We start from the raw sequence: 17788 nt of genomic DNA on the forward strand, positions 1-17788 counted from the left end.
GAGCTTGCTCCCGCTGGGGCGCGAAGCGGCCCCTTTTTGATTCACCACTACCGAGCGGGCACACCAGCGCTTACGCCGACGCTTTGCGCTGCGCAGCCTGCGCCACAATCACCCGGCGCCGCGCGTCATCGGCCGAGCGCCACTCGCGGATGTCCTCGACATGGCGGAAACAGCCCAGGCAGACCTTATCCTCGTCGAGCTTGCACACGCTGGTGCAGGGCGACGGCACGGCCGGGCTGACGTTGCTGTACAACGGCTTGGGCGGGCGAACGGGCGCGGTCTGGGTCACGAACTTACAGGCCTTCGAAATCGAGTTTGACGCCAGCTTGCTGTTCGACGATGCGCTCGAGCATTTCACCCAACTGCTCTTCGCTTTTGTCGCACATCCAGCGCTCGCTCTCTTCGTCGTAGTCGAAGTGGAAGCCGCCGGAGACCGCCGCCAGCCACAACTGACGCAGTGGCTCCTGGCGGCTGAAGATCAACTGGCTGCCGTTTTCGAACTTGACGGTCAGCACACCGGCCGAGCTCTCCAGATCAATGTCCAGGTCGCTCTCGTCGAACACATCCTCCAGCGTCTGCTGGGTGGTATCGACCAGATCGTGGAAACGGGCTTCGGTCAAACTCATTGTGGCAACCTCAAAAAATGTCTGATCACGCTCAAGCGCCGCAAGATACGGCCGAGCCTCGGCGAATGCAAAGGATACCGACCAGCAACCACCATCGATACCTTGGGCATCGCCGTTGCGGGAGCAGAGACTGCGTCTGCCCGGCCCGCCCGCAGCACAAGCCCCGCCGGACGGGAGCCCCGTCGCATAGGCAAGGCGCCGGGTGGCCGGTATACTCCGGCGCAATTAACGCATTTTTCAAGGATTTCGCCATGAAGCGCCTGATCTCTTCCCTTGCTGCGCTCGTCGCGGTTGCCTGCCTGGTCTCGGCCTGCGGTCAAAAAGGCCCGCTGTACCTGCCTGATGAAGACCAGGATCCGGTCGAGCAGGCCAAGTCGTCGCAAAAGCCGCCAGCCTCCAAGGCACACAAGCACGACGTCTACCAATAAGGGAACGCCATGGACGCTTTTAACTACCGTGACGGCGAGCTGTTCGCGGAAGGGGTTGCCCTGTCCGCCATCGCCGAACGCTTTGGCACCCCGACTTATGTGTATTCCCGCGCCCACATCGAGGCCCAGTACCTGGCCTACGCTGATGCCCTCGCCGGCGTGCCGCACCTGGTGTGCTTCGCAGTCAAGGCCAACTCCAACCTCGGCGTACTGAATGTCCTGGCCCGTCTCGGCGCTGGCTTCGACATCGTCTCGCGCGGTGAACTGGAACGCGTACTGGCCGCCGGCGGCAGCGCTGACAAGATCGTTTTTTCCGGCGTCGGCAAGAGCCGTGAAGACATGCGTCGCGCCCTGGAAGTCGGCGTGCACTGCTTCAACGTCGAGTCCACCGACGAGCTCGAGCGCCTGCAAGTGGTGGCCGCCGAGATGGGCGTCCGCGCGCCGATCTCGCTGCGGGTCAACCCGGACGTCGATGCCGGCACCCACCCGTACATTTCCACCGGCCTCAAAGAGAACAAGTTCGGCATCGCCATTGCCGATGCCGAAGACGTGTACATCCGCGCCGCGCAACTGCCCAACCTGGAAGTGCTGGGTGTCGATTGCCACATCGGTTCGCAACTGACCAGCCTGCCGCCGTTCCTTGACGCGCTCGATCGCCTGCTGGGCTTGATCGACCGCCTCGGCGAATGCGGCATCTACCTGCGCCACATCGACCTCGGTGGCGGCGTGGGTGTGCGGTACCGCGATGAAGAGCCGCCGCTGGTGGCTGACTACATCAAAGCCGTGCGCGAGCGCTGCGAAGGCCGTGACCTGGCGCTGATGTTCGAGCCGGGTCGTTTCATCGTCGCCAACGCCGGCGTGCTGCTGACCCAGGTCGAATACCTCAAGCACACCGAACACAAAGATTTCGCCATCGTCGACGCGGCCATGAACGACTTGATCCGCCCGGCGCTGTACCAGGCGTGGATGAACGTCACCGCCGTCAGCCCGCGCGAAGGCGCTGGCCGCCACTACGACATTGTCGGCCCGATCTGCGAGACCGGCGATTTCCTGGCCAAGGAGCGTCAGCTCGCCCTCGAAGAAGGCGACTTGCTGGCGATTCACTCGGCCGGCGCCTACGGGTTTGTCATGAGTTCCAACTACAACACCCGCGGACGTACCGCCGAAGTGTTGGTGGACGGTGATCAGGCATTTGAAGTGCGTCGCCGCGAGACGGTAGCCGAGTTGTTTGCTGGCGAAAGCCTGCTGCCGGAGTAAGACCATGCTGCTGCGTTTTACCAAGATGCACGGCCTGGGCAATGACTTCATGGTCCTCGACCTGGTCAGCCAGCACGCGCATATTCTGCCCAAGCACGCCAAGCAATGGGGTGATCGGCACACCGGCATCGGCTTCGATCAGTTGCTGATCGTCGAAGCGCCGAGTAACCCGGACGTGGACTTCCGCTACCGGATCTTCAATTCCGATGGCTCCGAAGTGGAGCAATGCGGCAACGGTGCCCGCTGCTTCGCACGCTTCGTGCTCGACAAGCGCCTGACCGCCAAGCGGCAGATCCGCGTCGAGACCAAAAGCGGGGTCATCGAACTGGACATCCGCAACGACGGCCAGATCAGCGTCAACATGGGCGCACCGCGCCTGGTGCCGGCGGACATTCCATTCGAAGCGCCGACGCAGGCCTTGAGCTATCGACTGGACGTCGACGGCAATACAGTCGAACTGGCCGCCGTGTCGATGGGCAACCCCCATGCCGTGCTGCGGGTCAGCGACATCAACAGCGCCCCGGTGCATGAATTGGGGCGCAAGATCGAACATCACCCGCGCTTCCCGGCACGGGTCAATGTCGGCTTCCTGCAAGTGATCGACCGCAATCGCGCGCAGTTGCGCGTATGGGAACGCGGCGCCGGGGAAACCCAGGCGTGCGGCACCGGTGCTTGCGCCGCGGCCGTCGCCGCGATCAGCCAGGGGTGGATGGATTCGCCGCTATTGATCGACCTGCCGGGCGGGCGTTTGTCCATTGAATGGGCAGGCCCCGGCCAACCGGTATTGATGACCGGCCCGGCGGTTCGTGTATACGAAGGACAAGTACGTCTTTGAGTGAGCAACCACAATGACCGATAAGCCCCAGGTACCCGCCCTGCAGCCCGACGAAGTACCTTCCGAAAGCCTTGAGGCGGCGGCGATTGCCGCGTACCTGGAGGCCCATCCGGATTTCTTCGTCGAACACGAAGAACTGCTCGCGACGCTGCGGCTCCCGCACCAGCGCGGCGACACCGTGTCGCTGGTGGAGCGGCAGATGAAGATTCTGCGCGACCGCAACATCGAGATGCGCCATCGCCTCTCGCAGTTGATGGACGTGGCGCGGGATAACGATCGCCTGTTCGACAAGACCCGTCGCCTGATCCTCGCCCTGATGGACGCTACCAGCCTGGAAGACGTGGTGATCAGCGTCGATGACAGCCTGCGCCAGGATTTCCAGGTGCCCTTCGTCAGCCTGATCCTGCTCGGCGATAACCCGATGCCGGTCGGCCGCTGGGTGACCCACGCCGACGCGCAAACCGCCATCGGCGGCTTGCTCACCGAAGGCAAGAGCGTCAGCGGCACGTTGCGCGACCATGAACTGGACTTCCTGTTTGGCGAAGAACAACGCCAGCAGATCGGCTCCAGCGCAGTCGTCGCCATCAGCCACCAAGGCATTCACGGGATCCTGGCCATCGCCAGCCGTGACCCGCAGCATTACAAAAGCTCGGTCGGCACCCTGTTCCTCAGCTACATCGCCGAAGTCCTGGGCCGCGTGCTGCCACGGGTCAACAGTTCCCTGCGCTCGGTACGCTGACCATGCAACGGCAACTCGACGCCTACTGCGAACACCTGCGCAGTGAGCGTCAGGTGTCGCCGCACACCCTCAGCGCTTACCGCCGCGACCTCGACAAGGTGCTGGGCTGGTGCGCGAAGCAAAACATCGGCAGCTGGTCGGCGCTGGATATCCAGCGCTTGCGCGGCCTGGTGGCGCGCCTGCATGCCCAGGGCCAATCGTCCCGCAGCCTGGCGCGGCTTCTGTCGGCGGTGCGCGGGCTCTATCACTACCTCAACCGCGAAGGCTTGTGCGATCACGATCCGGCCAATGGCCTGGCACCGCCCAAGGGCGATCGCAAGCTGCCGAAAACCCTCGATACTGACCGCGCGCTGCAGTTGCTGGAGGGGGCCGTCGAGGACGACTTTCTGGCCCGCCGCGACCAGGCGATTCTTGAGCTGTTCTATTCCTCCGGGCTGCGCCTGTCCGAGCTGACCGGGCTCAATCTCGATCAACTGGACCTGGCCGACGGCATGGTGCAGGTGCTCGGCAAAGGCAGCAAAACGCGACTGCTTCCGGTGGGCAAAAAGGCCCGCGAGGCGCTGGAGTTGTGGCTGCCGTTTCGCGACCTGACCAACCCGCCCGATGGCGCGGTGTTCGTCACCCAACAAGGCCGGCGCCTCGGGCCGCGAGCGATTCAGGTGCGGGTCAAAGCCGCCGGCGCCCGCGAACTCGGGCAGAACCTGCACCCGCACATGCTGCGGCACTCCTTCGCCAGTCATTTGCTGGAGTCTTCCCAGGATTTACGCGGGGTTCAGGAATTGCTCGGTCACTCGGACATCAAGACCACGCAGATCTACACCCACTTGGACTTCCAGCACCTGGCCTCGGTCTACGACAGCGCTCATCCACGGGCCAAACGCATCAAAGGCGATAGTCATGACGATTGAACTGATTACCTTCGACCTCGACGACACCCTGTGGGACACCGCCCCGGTGATCGTCGGCGCCGAAGCGACGTTGCGCGAGTGGTTGGTGGAGCATGCACCCAACCTGGGCGCGGTGCCGGTGGAGCATCTGTGGTCGATCCGCGAACGGGTGTTGAGCAACGATCCGAGCCTCAAGCATCGCATCAGTGCCTTGCGCCGCCGGGTGTTGTTCCATGCCCTCGAAGAAGCGGGTTATGACCATGGGCAAGCGTCGGACCTGGCGGACCAAAGCTTTGAGGTGTTCCTGCACGCCCGGCATCAGATTCAGGTGTTCCCTGAGGTCGAGCCGACCCTGGAAGTACTGGCCAACCATTTCGCCCTGGGGGTGGTCACCAACGGCAACGCCGATGTGCGTCGCCTGGGGCTGGCGGACTACTTCAAGTTCGCGCTGTGCGCCGAAGACATCGGCATCGCCAAACCCGACTCACGGCTGTTCCACGAAGCCCTGCAACGGGGCGGCACCGTGGCCGAGCGCGCTGTGCACATTGGCGATCACCCTGGCGACGACATCGCTGGCGCCCAACAGGCCGGGCTGCGAGCGATCTGGTACAACCCGGCGGGCAAAGTATGGGAGGCCGAGCGGCTGCCAGATGCGGAGATCCGTAGCCTGACGGAATTACCGGCGTTGCTTGTTCAGTGGCACGCACTGCAATAATCCCTTGTGGGAGCGAGCCTGCTCGCGAATGCGGTGTGCCAGTCAACATAACTTCTGACTGGACTGTTCGCGAGCAGGCTCGCTCCCACAATGAATGGCATGTTTTGCCTGACCCATGAAAAAGCCCGCAGCGACGGCGGGCTTTTTCGGCAAGCAGGCGCGGCGGCTTAGATCGGCCGGCTGCCGTACTTGTTATCAGGCTTCTTGGGTGGATCGGCGACCACGTTGGCCTCCACTTCCTGCACCTTGCCACCTTTGGCGAGAAACTCTTCCATGGCCTTGGCCAGGGCATCCCGCTCCTTGTTCTTGGCTTCTACGCTGGGCAGCTCATCGACCGACACCGCAGCCTTGGCTTTGCCTTTGGCGGTGGGGGCCGGCGCTTCACCGCCATCGTCTTCGGCAACGTCTTCCGCCGCTGCCTCAAGGCCTTCCTCGGTTTCGTCGTCGTCGCCTACTTCGAGTTCGTCGTTTTCCAGATCATCGTCGCTCATGTTCTACCTCATGACTTGCGAAAAGCAGATTAGTTATAGCCCAGCTTCGCCGTCTGTCGAAGGCTGCCGGAAAAAATTCACATCCACTGGTAACCAGCGGTTTACGCCTCGTCACCGTGCAGGGTGGCGAGGACTTTACGAGCACCGCCATGGTCACGGTGCTCGCCCAGATAAACACCTTGCCAGCTGCCTAACGCCAGTCGGCCGGCCATGATCGGCAGACTCAACTGAAAGCCTAGCAAACTCGCCTTGAAGTGCGCCGGGAGGTCGTCCAGGCCTTCGTCGTTGTGCTCATAGTCGCCTTCTCCTTGTGGGATCAGACGATTGAAAAACCGTTCGAAGTCGCGACGTACCGCCGGATCGGCGTTCTCGTTGATGGTCAACGACGCCGAGGTATGCTGCAGCCACAAATGCAACAGACCGACCCGACATGCCTTCAGTTCAGGCAGGCCAGCGAGTAACTCGTCCGTTACCAGATGAAAGCCCCGGGGCCTTGCCCGCAGGGTAATCAGAGTCTGTTGCCACATACAGTTCTCCGCACGTTCGGGGCGCATTCTAGCGCGCTCTGGGAAAAAACAAAGGCCCTAATATTCCTGCAATGCTGTAAGTTTTTCGCCCCAGAAAAACGCCCACGGCAAACACGCCAAACCCCGTCGCAAAAAACCTTTCAACCATGATGCAAATGACAAATCGCAGGCAAAAAAATGCCCGGCGAACCGGGCAATTTTTTCAGCGAAGATTACAGGTTGTAACCGCGCTCGTTGTGTTGAGCCAGGTCGAGGCCCACGGCTTCTTCTTCCTCGGCGACACGCAGACCCATGACGGCGTCCAGTACCTTGAGGATGATGAAGGTGACGATCGCGGTGTAGATCACCGTGAAGCCGACGCCTTTGCACTGAATCCAGACTTGTGCAGCGATGTCAGTCACAGTGCCGAAGCCGCCCAGCGATGGTGCAGCGAACACGCCAGTCAGGATCGCGCCGAGGATACCGCCGATGCCGTGCACGCCGAAGGCGTCCAGGGAATCGTCGTAGCCGAGTTTGCGTTTCAGGGTGGTGGCGCAGAAGAAGCACACCACGCCAGCCGACAGACCGATCACCAGGGCGCCCATCGGGCCCACGGTGCCGGCCGCTGGAGTGATGGCAACCAGACCGGCGACCACACCCGAAGCAATACCCAGTGCACTTGGTTTGCCGTGGGTGATCCACTCCGCGAACATCCAGCCCAGTGCAGCGGCGGCGGTTGCGATCTGGGTGACCAGCATGGCCATACCGGCAGTGCCGTTGGCGGCGGCGGCGGAACCGGCGTTGAAGCCGAACCAGCCAACCCACAGCATTGCCGCGCCCATCAAGGTATAACCCAGATTGTGCGGAGCCATCGGGGTGGTCGGGAAACCTTTACGCTTGCCCAGTACCAGGCAGGCAATCAGGCCAGCCACACCGGCGTTGATGTGCACCACGGTGCCGCCCGCGAAGTCGAGCACGCCCCAGTCCCACATCAGGCCGCCGTTGCCGGACCAGACCATGTGCGCGATCGGTGCATACACCAGGGTGAACCAGATGCCCATGAAGATCAGCATCGCGGAGAACTTCATCCGCTCGGCGAAGGCACCGACGATCAACGCTGGAGTGATGATGGCGAAGGTCATCTGGAAGGTGATGAACACCGCCTCAGGGAAAAGCGCCGCAGGGCCCGTCAGGCTCGAAGGCGTGACGCCGGCGAGGAACGCCTTGCCCATGCCGCCGAAGAACGAGTTGAAGTTGACGACGCCCTGCTCCATGCCGGTGGTGTCGAACGCAATGCTGTAGCCATAAATGACCCACAGAATGCTGATCAGACCAGTAATGGCGAAGCACTGCATCATCACGGAAAGAATGTTTTTGGAACGAACCATGCCGCCGTAGAACAGCGCGAGGCCGGGAATGGTCATGAACAGCACGAGGGCTGTGGAGGTCAGCATCCAGGCGGTATCGCCGGAGTTCAGGACTGGGGCCGCCACTTCGTCTGCCGCCATAGCCAGGCTGGGCATTACGAGGGACAACAGGGCTCCTAGCCCTGCGAATTTACGCAGAGTCATATTGTTTTCTCCTGGGGCGTTGGGTTTGGCGGCTTAGATTGCGTCGGTATCGGTTTCGCCGGTACGGATGCGAATAGCCTGTTCCAGATTGACCACGAAGATCTTGCCGTCACCAATCTTGCCGGTGTTGGCGGCCTTGGTTATCGCTTCGATAACCCGGTCAAGATCCTTGTCGTCAATGGCGACATCAATCTTCACCTTCGGCAGAAAATCGACCACATATTCCGCGCCGCGATACAGCTCGGTGTGACCCTTCTGCCGACCGAAGCCTTTGACCTCAGTAACGGTAATGCCCTGCACGCCGATCTCGGACAGCGACTCGCGCACGTCGTCCAGTTTGAACGGCTTAATGATGGCAGTGACTAGCTTCATGAAAACTCTCTCCCGAATTGGTGGACTTGCCCCAGGAAAACAAACCCGTCTCAAGTCTAAGCGCAGTGCCTGGCTTTGTAACGCATCGTCGGCCCAAGTTGCCCGACTGACGCCAGCTAACCGCCTCCGACGAAACTCCCCGCTCCGTCAGCCGCACTGCATTCGTCACAGCGACTGCATCAGTGCATGGGTCACTAGCCACTAAGCAGAAAGCTTGCCATCTCGCCCAAACCCACTGAATTCAATCCTTTGGCCGCTGCCGCAGGGCTCCTCGCGCACGGATCACGACGGATACGCACAACAACAGTGCGCAGCCGTTCGTCCCCATGCGCGAAAAGCGTGCATCCCCGCCTGCGGGATTGACTATAGGCACTGCGTGATACACTGCGCGCCATTGTTTCCAGGACCTCTCCCATGCTCGCGCCCAAAGATTTCCTCGACGCCCTGAGCGGCACCGCCTCCCGCCTTTTCAACGGCGACACGCCGTTGCCGAAAAGCGAAATCGAAAGCCAGTTCAAAGCCCTGCTGCAAAGCGCTTTCAGCAAACTGGACCTGGTCAGCCGCGAAGAATTCGACAGCCAGATGGTCGTCCTCGCCCGGACTCGGGCACGCCTGGAAAGTCTCGAGGCCAAAGTGGCGGAGCTGGAAGCGAAGCTGAATCCACCGACCGCCGAGTAAACGCTGTCAGAGTGAATGCGAGCCTGCTCCGCCCTAATAACGAAAAAACCCACGCTTTGACCGTGGGTTTTTTTGAGTTTCAACATTCAGGCGCAGTGAGCAAGACGCTCAACCTGATCCCTGATCGCCGGCCCGCGCTCGAGCTCTGCCTTTCGCAAGTCATACGTCAACTGCAGGTTCAGCCAGAATTCGGGCGTCGTATCCAAACAAATGGCAAGTCTCAAAGCCATATCTGCGCTGACTCCGCGACGCAGAAGCACGATGTCATTGACCGAGGGTGTCGAGACGCTCAGTGCCCGAGCCAAAGCAGCAGCCGAGAGGCTTAACGGCTCCAGGTATTCTTCTTTGAGGATCTCGCCAGGATGAACCGGGCGCATACCGTTCTTAGTCATTTTTCACCTCAGTGATAATCTACGACTTCTACGTTTTCTGGTCCGTGGGTGCCCCAGACAAAGCAAATTCGCCATTGGCCGTTCACGCGGATGCTGTGCTGTCCTTTCCGATTTCCCTCCAGCGCTTCAAGACGATTACCTGGAGGCGAGCTGAGGTCCATCAAGATCGCTGCGGCATCCAGCATTGCCAGCTTTCGTTCCACGACACTCAGAATGGCTGACCACACACGGGTCTTACCGTTGCGAAACAGATATTCGGTCTCAGAACATTTAAAGCTAACGATCATAATTTAAAGCTTAACGTTATGCATTAATCTTGAGTGTATCGCCTCAAGTGACTTGCGCAACGGTGCTTTCGTGTCTTCTTGTCACGCGTTCAAGAATTTGAGAAAGAGCCTGCTCAAGCCGCCAGAACGGCCCTACTTCCTGTTCTCCGGTCTGTAATGCGCAAGCGGACGGGAGCGTGGCAACATTCAGTGAAGGTTTACCCGTCGAACATCACCATCAAAATTTCCAGCCCCAACTAGTCTCAAAAAACCCGCAGGAAGCGGCCCCTTCACACTCAAGGAACGACCATGTCCCTAGCCATCGTCCACAGCCGCGCCCAGGTGGGTGTCGACGCCCCTGCCGTCACCGTTGAAGTGCATCTGGCCAATGGTTTGCCGTCGTTGACCATGGTCGGCTTGCCGGAGGCGGCGGTGAAGGAGAGCAAGGATCGCGTGCGCAGTGCGATTATCAATTCGGGGCTGCAGTTTCCCGCGCGCCGGATCACGCTGAATCTGGCGCCGGCGGATTTACCCAAGGATGGCGGGCGCTTTGATTTGGCGATTGCCTTGGGGATTCTCTCGGCCAGCGTGCAGGTGCCGACCCTGACGCTGGACGACGTGGAATGCTTGGGCGAACTGGCGTTGTCCGGTGCGGTGCGGGCAGTGCGCGGGGTGTTGCCGGCGGCGTTGGCGGCGCGCAAGGCCGGGCGCACGTTGTTGGTGCCACGGGAGAATGCCGAGGAAGCGTGCCTGGCGTCGGGCCTGAAGGTAATTGCGGTGGAGCATTTGCTTGAGGCCGTGGCGCATTTCAATGGCCACACACCGGTCGAACCCTACGTGTCCGACGGCTTGATGTGCGCCAGTAAACCCTATCCCGATTTGAACGAAGTCCAAGGCCAGAAAGCCGCCAAACGGGCGTTGCTGATCGCTGCGGCCGGCGCACATAACCTGCTGTTCAGCGGGCCACCCGGAACGGGCAAAACCTTACTCGCCAGCCGCTTGCCAGGGTTGTTGCCGCCACTGTCAGAAGGTGAAGCGCTGGAAGTGGCGGCGATCCAGTCGGTGGCCAGTTGCGTGCCGCTGAGTCATTGGCCGCAGCGTCCGTTCCGCCAACCACACCACTCTGCGTCCGGCCCGGCGCTGGTGGGCGGCGGCTGTAGGTTTTCGAAATTAATGCGAGTTTTTCGAAATTAATGCGACTCAGAATTTTTGATCGCATTTACTTTGCTAAAGAAATTCAAATCACGCTGAAAGCTGGCTACAAGCCCCTAAGCAGACGTTCATTATTCTGGCCGGGTTGCGCCTTGCGAGCAGAAAACGGTCTGGCAGGGTGTGAAGAATTAGAACAAGCGTAAATGCTGGTTTGAATGCCACATATTTTCGCTGATACAGTCCATTCCATTTTTCAGCAATTGAACCCGCCTTACCTGCGTGGCGTTAGCTTTGGAGATCATGGAATGGATGTTCTGTACTGGGAAGGTGGTCTGCTACGCCACGAAGTTTGTGCCATCGAAGCCATGGTGAACGCCTTCAAGAGCCCTGAATCTGCTGGCAATGGGTCTCTCAAAGGAGGTATGGCCGAGCAATTAAAAGCGCTCACCGCCGGGGCTGGAGGCATGTGGCCTTGGCGCGGATATGCAGGATTCCGCTTTGCTGATGCGCGGGGTTCAGAGGGCGAGTTTGATCTGGTAATTGTTACTCACAAGAACGTACTGATTGTTGAACTTAAACATTGGAATGGTGAGATCACTTCCCACGGTGGAAAGTGGTTCCAAAATGGTGATGAGAGAGGACGCTCGCCTGTTGCCGTCACTCAAAACAAATCGTTTTTGCTCCAAAGAAAGCTCCAGACAGTAAAAAAGCGCCTTCCTGAAGGCCGCATTCCAAATGTTCAATTTTGTGTTGTGCTATCTGGAGACTGCACCTTCTCTAGCTTACCAGACAGCGACCTAAAGCATGTTATAACGCTCTCAGACTTTCTAAAACTTGCTAATGAAGGAATTTACAACAAGAGGTTCCGACCGCATCCAAGCGCACAAGGTCTGAATGGGCACTTCGATGTGTTTGATCGTTTGTTTAGCAAAGGAAACACAAAGCCCAAAGAATTAGTCGTTGATGGCTTCCGGGCTCAAGAGCTGATTTTTGAGCATCCCGGCAAAGTGTATGTCGAACACCAGGCAAAAAATGACAACAATAAGCACGAGCGCGCGCTACTCCGCCTTTGGGACTTTTCCAAACTGGACGACATTGATGCAAAAACGCCGGAAGGACGTTTCAAGATTCTTTCCCGCGAACGCGAAGTACTGGTCTACTTAAGCAATCGAGACCTGGACTTAAGCAGACGTTGCCTAAGGCCAATGAAGAATCCGTCCAAGGACTCTGTGACTCAGGAGTATTCTGAACTTTGCGAGTTGCCTTCGGAACACTACCGGCTCAATGAATTCATCAACCGTTTTGTCGAGCAATTCGACCAAGCCGGCCGAGTACGTCTGGCCAAAGTGATGGTCTCGCAGTTTGGTACCATGCACGGGTTCAAAGTGGCACACCGAGATCTCGGCGACCATAGCATCTGGTTCTCTCCCGACAGCAATATAGCGTTATCCAACTTCATTGCCGCCTATCACCAGCCAGCTGGAACCGTCGGCCCACATCGCGACCAGCTAAGCATCGGTGCCATCTGCATGCCTGAAGATGCGAGTCCGGACACGCATCGAGGTACACCATTTCAGCGAGACGTATTCGCTCTCGGTCTAATGTGCTGGCATCTCATCACCGCAAACGCGCTTCCTCTCAAATTCGAAAGCTCACATATAGTCGATGTACGTCAAAAGCTAATGAGCTCAGATAATTGGTATTCTGAAGTTTTGCTGAAGGCTATTGAAACCGATCCTACCGATCGCTACGAGGACGCCGGTACCCTGCTCGAAGCTCTGAACCAGCACACGCCAAAAACTGAAGCCGAATTTGAGTTTGATCACAGCGTTTTGGAGCGCTTCGCGTCAGCCGGCTTTGTCCCCTACAAAGCTTTTCCAGTAGAGGACCAGCTTGTCGACTCAGAGAGCAAGGATGTTTATCGATCAGGCTCTCATATCGTCAAGATGTGGCCAAACCTTGACGCCACCTCTGTTTCTGGAGGCGAAGGCCCTTTACTGCTCGGTTTTTTTGAGCGGATCGAATTACTGCAAAAAAGCAGTTACGAATTTCTACCGATAATAGAAAATTTTGGATATGGCAGAAGCGGTACTCCCTTCATTATCCAGCGCCATGTTGACGGTAGCGATTGGAATGAACTGCCTCCCGTCGGGCGAGATACCGCTTATGTTATAGCTCGAAAGCTAATTGCCGCTGTGGAATGTCTTCACGAGCAGCAAATAGTCCATGGTGACCTGCACCCTCAGAACGTGAGGGTAAGTCTCAACAGTGAAGATACGGCCGCCTCACTTTTGTATCTGCTGGACATGCCCGACATATGCGCTTCAGGCATCCAGCCATGCAATTATCGATACAGCCCTCTCATTGAGAACTGCACCGATATTGAACGAGACAACTTCGCAGTAATGCGCATGGTGGTCGAGCTGCTGGGAATGGACTGGGAGGACGTCGGTGATGACGATGTCCCCGTACTCAGGGCAGCCATCAGCCACGAACAGCAAAGCGAGTCGGGCTTTCTTTCCCTAGATCGATTCAAAGAGGCCTTTGAGCAGGCGTGCAACCCACCCAAGGCACGACCAACGATTGCTATAGACATCGCAAGCCGGGATGAACAAGAAGAGTTCACTATCTACCCGGACAATGGCCGACTTTACATTAAAATTGATCAGGATCGGCAAGACAAAACACTTCTGGTCGTAAGCTTCGATGGAGTGGGTGGAGCGTTCCGTGCGACCTATGATCCTAAAGTAAGGAGCTTCATCAAGGCCTTCGCACCTAGGTTTCAGGACAGTGTCAGGCCTCGCGAAATCCACAACGCGGACTTTGAAGTCGACATGAACATCAAAGTTTCTAAAGGTTACTACTCCAATTTGGGCGCACTGACTGAATGCATGGCGCAACAGGTGGGCTTCGGCGAGCTTGCTGTTAGTATCTTCAACGAAAAGTCTATCACTCCAGGATCAGACGATCGGGAGGCGGTGTTACAACTGGTCGACTTAAACCAAACAGCAGACCTAGTTCCGACTTCCCCTGAGTCACCATCCAATTCATATCCGGTCGCTAAAGTATGGAAAGCAATTCTAGAGACCGAGCCCGAAGCATTGCCGAGTATTGAAGTAGCCGATACGCCAAAGATGCACAAGGATCGCCTCGGCTTACTGATTCCGTATTCGGCGGAGCGGGATATTTTAGAGTCCTTTGACCCGGATGATGCTGTTTTCCTCTCGAAGCGAAAAGATGGCATTACTACTAATCTGGGTATTATTAACATTCGAAAAAGCACACTAGCAGAGCTATACTTAACTCTGTCGACGCGAGCTCAGGGAATTAAAGTTGACGACCAACTGTTTATGCAATCCCAAGCAGCACGCACCTCGTTCTCCCGCCGCAAACGCGCAACCGAACGACTGCTGGATCGCTTAGCCGTTGTCCCGAATCTGGTCGACTATTTCGATGAGGACTGTGATGCGATACCTGAGCGCATCCATGAACTCCCGACCGAGCAACACTTTAAAATGTATGAGCGGCCCGCCGCTGATGGATCAGTAATTGGCCTTAATGAAGCTCAAAAAGAGGCCTTTTCACGATTAGTCAGTCATGGTCCACTGGGACTTCTACAAGGCCCTCCCGGCACAGGGAAAACCGAATTCATCGCGGCGTTCTGTCATTATCTAGTCAGTGTAGTGGGCGCCCGTAACATTCTCCTGACCAGCCAATCTCATGAAGCGGTGAATACTGCAGCAGAGCGTATCCGCTCCCATTGCAGAAAGCTGGACACCGACCTAGATATGGTTCGGTTCAGCAATAGTGAGCAGGCCGTTTCTGATGAGCTTCGAGATGTCTACTCTCGTTCTATCGTAAGCCAGCAGCGCGAGTCATTCCGCGCAGAGATGACACATCGGTTGAGCCTCATGGCTCCTTCACTTGGAGTCAGCGCTGCATTCCTTGCGCAGCTAATCACGGTTCAACAGAAAGTCGGTGGACTTGTAAAGGGCATCGCACGATTAACAGCCGACATGAATAGCAGGGACGAGCGAGAAGACATAGATGGTGTTACGTCGGATGCTGTGAACGAAATGCGTGCAGAGCTCTTGAATTTGCTACGCAATGACTTCGCGATCGATGTTGATGTAGACGAAGCGCCCTCCAATTGGCTAGAACAGGTTCAAAATAAGATCGCCACCGACTTCGGGATCCGTCTACACGAACAAAAACGCTGTTTGGCACTCATCGCACTCTCAGGTGACATGATTGAGCGGATGGGGAGCGACAAAGCCAATTATGATGAGTTCTTACTCCGGTCCCGTACGTTGGTATGCGGAACCTGTGTCGGCATCGGCGTCAAGCATCTGAACCTCGCCGAAAGTAGGTTTGATTGGGTAATTATAGATGAGGCAGCCCGCTCCTCACCAACAGAATTGGCGATCGCAATGCAAGTCGGCCGCCGAGTCCTTCTGGTGGGTGACCACAGGCAACTACCTCCGTTTTACGATGCTGACCACAGAAAGGCGATTGCCAGGGCGCTTGAACTCAGCACCGCCTCCAAAGAGTTCCAAAATATAATGCGCAGCGACTTTGAGCGTGCGTTTGAGTCCCCCTATGGTCAGTTGGCCAGTGCGACTTTGAAAACTCAATATCGAATGCAGCCCGCTATTGGAGACATGGTCTCGGAGGTGTTCTACGACGGTGTCTTGGAAACTGGAAAGCGACCTATACCAGCACATTTTGATCACGCACCTGGTTGTCTAAAACATGTATGCACTTGGCTAGACACCGGTGCTCTCGGGGATAAGGCTCATCACCAATTACCTAAAGGTAGTACGAGCCTGATCAACCACGCTGAAGCCGATGCAATCATCCAAATACTCAAAGAGATCGAACAAAACAGTAAATTTTCCGATGACCTGATTGATGAGATGGGCCATACCCAGGAACCCGCCATCGGCATTATCTGCATGTACGGTGAGCAGAAAAAACTGATTCGGAGGAAGTTCGCCGAGCAGAACTGGCCAGATGCGTTCAGGCGACTGGTTAAAATCGACACGGTGGACAGCTATCAAGGCAAGGAAAACCGCATTGTGATCATATCCCTTACTCGCTCTTGGCCAGATCTGAATCCAGGATTTCTCGGCTCGTCCAATCGGGTGAACGTCGCGTTATCTAGGGCAATGGATCGTCTCGTTGTGGTTGGCGATATGCGAATGTGGGCTGGGAAGAATGCGCCATTGCCCCTTGGCAGGGTGTCTACGTTCATAAGGCAGCGTCAACATGAAATAGGCTATGGAATCATACCGGCCAAAGGAGTCGCGAAATGATACTCAAGGAGCAAACTCTTTTTGAAGTAGACTTCAGTGTGCCGGTACAGCAATTTCGTATCGAGTACACCCTTGTTGAGAAAGGTGGTCTGCCTTTGATTCCTGAGTATCTCCTCAGACTTCTGAAGGTATCAGCGTTAACACCTGCAGACATTGCACGTTTTTTTGGATTCACCCTGAAAGAGGTCAGTACCGCTCTACTAATGTTTCTACAGCAGGGCGAAGTGAAAATCGCGCAGGATGGGCGAGTGACACTTACAGAAAAAGGGCTGAGGATGTTTAGCGGTGACGACGACACCCCAGTCGTTAAGGGCCGCATGGAGTACCGCCGGGTATTTACGTTCGATCTACTTGCCTATTCATTTACTGAACATGCAAAGCATCGTCTTGAATCGTCAAAATGCTCTGTAACTTTGAATACCGATCCCTCTAAACGTGCTGACTCCACGATTGAAGCTGAGCGAGCATTTCAGTTCAACCTGTCCAAGATTTATCGTTCAGGCGAGCTAACTGGCAAGTCAGAAGAAGCTCAGCCCCCTGAGCTATATAAAATAAGCGAAGTAATTAAGAAAAAGGACGGGTTCATTCGATTTGCCGAATCCTATTGCTTTGAATTAGACACGCTTAGTTACAGCTTCTCGGAACGAGCCGGCTTGCCGCAAGAAAACGCGTACATCAGTCAACGTAGTCAGCAGTTGGCCAGCCTAATAGGGCAACCCAACACAGACGCACTAATATCTTTTGCTGAAAAAATAAATGACACCCACACCCTGACCTTTCTAGCGGACGGCATCTTTGACCCCCGTAAGGCAGCGCAGGCTCAGGCAACTACTAGACCTGGTCAAATAAAAATTGAGCCTATATATGGGGCCCTCCAACTAACTCATAACTGGGATAAAGTAGCGGCCCTTCTTTCTAAATATGCAAAACGATTGGCAGCCGAACATGATAAGCCACCAGCCGCAATGACCTGGCTGGCACCTTCCACACATGGTTTATGGGGCAAGTCCTCGCGCCATGGTCAAGCGTTGAGTGCATTTGTTTGTTCTGCCACGGTCTCGATCAGTGGAAAGGAAAAGTCAGTTTTCAATCCGAAAGTTCTTATCCCATTAGCCAATCAGTTTGATAATTTTGCAATGCGCCAAGCTTTTAATGAATGTAAAGAAGCTGAAGCATACTTACACGGCTTTATTGAGAGTGAAGTCCTATCCGGACTTGAAATTGTAAGCCTTGTCGACTCATTTGCGATCGTCGTATATCACCTAGTTCAGCCAGATCGCCATCCGGTGCCAATACCCTTCGGATTTATTACTGAAGACAAAGCAATGATGCGACGAATTGAAACAGTTCTGGAGGACACGCTTGCGGAATACACCACTGGCAACGTACCCCGGTATCTCGGGGTACTACCTCGGGGTACGCCCCGTCCGAAGCAACGAGGCTAGCGTCCATGCGCTGCTTTAATCCAGAAATATCACTCCCACAGGGGTGGGGAACTCACTAATAGCCTGAGCTGCGAAGGGACGCATCACTCCTCTGCGTCCCTCGGTGCTACTGG

General features: G+C 56.7%; 17 protein-coding genes and 1 pseudogene. 10 read left to right on the forward strand and 8 right to left on the reverse strand.

The window, feature by feature from the left end:
- Positions 1–70: 70 nt before the first annotated feature.
- The gene (locus tag RG836_RS05895) at positions 71–289 is read right to left on the reverse strand and encodes a DUF1289 domain-containing protein (RefSeq protein WP_310843992.1); all 219 of its coding nucleotides are present in this window, start codon (positions 287–289) and stop codon (positions 71–73) included.
- A 4-nt stretch (positions 290–293) separates the two neighbouring features.
- Complete coding sequence (gene cyaY, locus RG836_RS05900) at positions 294–626, reverse strand: iron donor protein CyaY (protein WP_310843994.1); 333 nt, start codon at positions 624–626, stop codon at positions 294–296.
- A gap of 251 nt (positions 627–877) precedes the next feature.
- Here cyaY and lptM point away from each other — a divergent pair, with 251 nt between their 5' ends.
- Genes lptM through RG836_RS05930 form a run of 6 tightly spaced genes read left to right on the forward strand, consistent with a single transcriptional unit; the run spans position 878 to position 5487 of the window.
- Positions 878–1054, forward strand: coding sequence for an LPS translocon maturation chaperone LptM (lptM, locus tag RG836_RS05905; protein ID WP_310843996.1), 177 nt, complete (start codon positions 878–880; stop codon positions 1052–1054).
- A 9-nt stretch (positions 1055–1063) separates the two neighbouring features.
- Positions 1064–2311, forward strand: coding sequence for a diaminopimelate decarboxylase (lysA, locus tag RG836_RS05910; protein WP_310843998.1), 1248 nt, complete (start codon positions 1064–1066; stop codon positions 2309–2311).
- A gap of 4 nt (positions 2312–2315) precedes the next feature.
- Positions 2316–3146 carry a diaminopimelate epimerase gene (dapF, locus tag RG836_RS05915; protein ID WP_310844000.1) on the forward strand — a complete coding sequence of 277 codons (831 nt, stop codon included), beginning with the start codon at positions 2316–2318 and terminating at the stop codon, positions 3144–3146.
- 13 nt (positions 3147–3159) lie between these two features.
- The gene (locus RG836_RS05920) at positions 3160–3885 is read left to right on the forward strand and encodes a DUF484 family protein (RefSeq protein WP_310844002.1); all 726 of its coding nucleotides are present in this window, start codon (positions 3160–3162) and stop codon (positions 3883–3885) included.
- Positions 3886–3887: 2 nt separating this feature from the next.
- Positions 3888–4793, forward strand: a complete 906-nt coding sequence (gene xerC / locus RG836_RS05925) for a tyrosine recombinase XerC (protein ID WP_310844004.1) — start codon at positions 3888–3890, stop codon at positions 4791–4793.
- Positions 4783–5487 (forward strand): HAD family hydrolase, encoded by a 705-nt coding sequence (locus RG836_RS05930; RefSeq protein ID WP_310844006.1) that lies wholly within the window; start codon positions 4783–4785, stop codon positions 5485–5487. The genes xerC and RG836_RS05930 overlap by 11 nt, the downstream gene beginning before the upstream one ends.
- A gap of 167 nt (positions 5488–5654) precedes the next feature.
- Here the strand turns inward: RG836_RS05930 and sutA are convergent, their stop codons facing one another.
- The 4 genes from sutA to glnK all read right to left on the reverse strand — a co-directional run bounded on the left by sutA (position 5655) and on the right by glnK (position 8427).
- Positions 5655–5978: a transcriptional regulator SutA gene (gene sutA, locus RG836_RS05935; RefSeq protein ID WP_310844008.1), complete on the reverse strand. Its 324-nt coding sequence runs from the start codon at positions 5976–5978 to the stop codon at positions 5655–5657.
- Between the two features lie 101 nt (positions 5979–6079).
- Positions 6080–6505, reverse strand: a complete 426-nt coding sequence (locus RG836_RS05940; protein WP_310844010.1) for a secondary thiamine-phosphate synthase enzyme YjbQ — start codon at positions 6503–6505, stop codon at positions 6080–6082.
- 212 nt (positions 6506–6717) lie between these two features.
- The gene (locus tag RG836_RS05945) at positions 6718–8055 is read right to left on the reverse strand and encodes an ammonium transporter (RefSeq protein WP_310844013.1); all 1338 of its coding nucleotides are present in this window, start codon (positions 8053–8055) and stop codon (positions 6718–6720) included.
- Positions 8056–8088: 33 nt separating this feature from the next.
- Positions 8089–8427, reverse strand: coding sequence for a P-II family nitrogen regulator (glnK, locus tag RG836_RS05950; RefSeq protein WP_002555808.1), 339 nt, complete (start codon positions 8425–8427; stop codon positions 8089–8091).
- Between the two features lie 414 nt (positions 8428–8841).
- Here glnK and RG836_RS05955 point away from each other — a divergent pair, with 414 nt between their 5' ends.
- Positions 8842–9105, forward strand: coding sequence for an accessory factor UbiK family protein (locus RG836_RS05955; RefSeq protein ID WP_310844015.1), 264 nt, complete (start codon positions 8842–8844; stop codon positions 9103–9105).
- An 86-nt stretch (positions 9106–9191) separates the two neighbouring features.
- Here the strand turns inward: RG836_RS05955 and RG836_RS05960 are convergent, their stop codons facing one another.
- Together RG836_RS05960 and RG836_RS05965 are read right to left on the reverse strand one after the other, a co-directional pair.
- Entirely contained in the window at positions 9192–9497 is a 306-nt protein-coding gene (locus RG836_RS05960; RefSeq protein ID WP_310844017.1) for a HigA family addiction module antitoxin, read from the reverse strand.
- Between the two features lie 8 nt (positions 9498–9505).
- On the reverse strand, positions 9506–9784 hold the full coding sequence (locus RG836_RS05965) for a type II toxin-antitoxin system RelE/ParE family toxin (RefSeq protein ID WP_310844019.1): 279 nt from the start codon (positions 9782–9784) through the stop codon (positions 9506–9508).
- A gap of 288 nt (positions 9785–10072) precedes the next feature.
- On the opposite strand from RG836_RS05965, the pseudogene RG836_RS05970 reads away from it, so the two are divergent.
- The 3 genes and pseudogenes from RG836_RS05970 to RG836_RS05980 form a co-directional block, all read left to right on the forward strand.
- Positions 10073–10924: pseudogene (locus RG836_RS05970) on the forward strand (YifB family Mg chelatase-like AAA ATPase); the annotation flags it as partial.
- A 296-nt stretch (positions 10925–11220) separates the two neighbouring features.
- The gene (locus tag RG836_RS05975; RefSeq protein ID WP_310844020.1) at positions 11221–16230 is read left to right on the forward strand and encodes an AAA domain-containing protein; all 5010 of its coding nucleotides are present in this window, start codon (positions 11221–11223) and stop codon (positions 16228–16230) included.
- Positions 16227–17675: a hypothetical protein gene (locus RG836_RS05980; RefSeq protein WP_310844022.1), complete on the forward strand. Its 1449-nt coding sequence runs from the start codon at positions 16227–16229 to the stop codon at positions 17673–17675. Before RG836_RS05975 ends, RG836_RS05980 begins: the two co-directional genes overlap by 4 nt.
- Positions 17676–17788 lie beyond the last annotated feature (113 nt).

It is taken from the genome of Pseudomonas rhizozeae, from assembly GCF_031583775.1.
Taxonomy (GTDB): domain Bacteria; phylum Pseudomonadota; class Gammaproteobacteria; order Pseudomonadales; family Pseudomonadaceae; genus Aquipseudomonas.